Origin of the sequence: Sphingomonas sp. (assembly GCF_045810705.1) — a bacterium.
Classification (GTDB): domain Bacteria; phylum Pseudomonadota; class Alphaproteobacteria; order Sphingomonadales; family Sphingomonadaceae; genus Sphingomicrobium.
Genome location: NZ_JBJMVI010000015.1, coordinates 1 through 1,636 on the forward strand (window position 1 = coordinate 1; position 1,636 = coordinate 1,636).

The window sequence follows — 1,636 nt, forward strand, 5'->3', positions numbered from 1 at the left end:
CAGGTCGAGCTTGATCGTGCCCTTGTAGAAGAGGTAGCCGAGCGTGACCGCTGCGACGCCGCCCAGGGCGCCGCCGACGATGGTCGCGAGCACTCCGTCGTCGCTGACGGATGCGAACAGGAACAACGCGCTCTCCAGGCCCTCGCGCGCGACCCCCACGAAGGCGACGAACGCGAGCGCCGCGCCGCCGCCGATCGCAACGGCGCTGCCGACCTGCGAGCGCAGGTGGCCGCCGAGCGAGCGCGCCTGCTTGCGCATCCAGAAGACCATCCAGGTGACGACGCTGGCCGCGAACAACATCGCAGTGCCCTCGTAGAGCTTCTCGGCGTTGCCCGTGAGCTCGCCGACGGCCCCGAACAGGATCGCGCCGATCAGGACGCTGCTGGCAATCGCCGCGGCCGCACCGAGCCAGACCGAGCGACCATGCCGGTCGCGCTGGCCGGTCTTGTCGAGGCACGCCATGATCAGGCCGATCATCAGCGTGGCCTCGAAGCCTTCACGGAGGACGATTACGAAAGAACCCATACGGCCAGAACCTCTCCCTGCGTAGGAACCCCTGATCCTTAGGGGACCCTAACAGGTTAGCCACGGATTCCAAGCGGCAGGTCGCCGACCACGACTGCCTCGTGGAGCGCAGGCACGGCATCGCGCTCGTAAGCGCGGACCCACTTCCGGACCGCGTTGTCGGAGACGCCGTACTTACGACCGACGGCGGACCAGCTCGTCTCGGCGATTTCCCGCAGCAGCTGCTCGTACGACGGCCGCTCGACCTTGCGCTTGTCCGGTTGCGGCCCTAGGTGCTTGCCAGGGTGTTCGGGCGCAGCACCCCAGCACGGGAGCGAACAGAAGCGATGTCGATGACTCTCAGGCTCGAAGGTCGCGCCGCAACTAGGACACGCGCGAACGCGTGGGATGTTCCGTCCGCAGTGGGTGTCAAGCGTCGCGGCGCAGTTCGGACAGACGATGCGCAGGTTCTGGAGCCGATTGTCGGTTGCGATGCCATTGGCGTGATCGAGAATCAGCGACATCCGGTGGCCGCGCCAGTTCTCGCCTTGCCCACAAAGCTCGCACTCCCGCCGCTTGAGGCCTGCGGCATAGAGGCGACGCTTGAGGGCGCCGCGGTGATAGGTCGAGTTCTCGACGAGCACTTGCTCGAGCGGCAGTGCCTTGATTCTGTGAGCGCTTCGCGCGCGCACAGCGGCCATATCGAAGTGCGCGGTCGAAATCTGCCAGCGCTCGGCGCACTTCTGGATCGTCTTGTGGTTCCCCCCGGCGGCGCGCATTCCGAGTAGCCGAAGGGCGTCGGCCCAGCAAAGTGAGCGCTCGATCGCTCTACGGGCCTCTTCCTCCGTGAAGCGGGGCTTCAACACGAACAAAGGTTCGCATACGTGCCGGACGGAATTGAGCTGGGGGGGCAGGATTTGAACCCAGCTCCTCTCGGGCCAAAGCCGAGCGTGCTACCCGTTACACCACCCCCCAACGGGACCACCAGCATAGGCGCCGATACGCTCCGAATCGTGCCTAGCGGCCCCACCGTTCTCGTAATGGCGGCCGGTCACGGGACGCGCATGAAGTCCCACCTGCCCAAGGTCCTGCACCCCGTCTGCGGGCGTCCGATGCTGCATTGGACGATCGC

The 1,636-nt window shown here is 66.3% G+C and carries 2 protein-coding genes and 1 tRNA gene; all 3 read right to left on the reverse strand.

What is annotated here, in order from left to right:
- Positions 1–525, reverse strand: a 525-nt coding sequence (locus ACJ8FR_RS07310) for an FTR1 family protein (RefSeq protein WP_407827972.1), incomplete at its 3' end; no start/stop codon positions are given.
- Between the two features lie 56 nt (positions 526–581).
- Positions 582–1,370 carry a hypothetical protein gene (locus tag ACJ8FR_RS07315; protein WP_407827973.1) on the reverse strand — a complete coding sequence of 263 codons (789 nt, stop codon included), beginning with the start codon at positions 1,368–1,370 and terminating at the stop codon, positions 582–584.
- Positions 1,371–1,406: 36 nt separating this feature from the next.
- Positions 1,407–1,479, reverse strand: a tRNA-Gln gene (locus tag ACJ8FR_RS07320).
- Between the last annotated feature and the right edge of the window lie 157 nt (positions 1,480–1,636).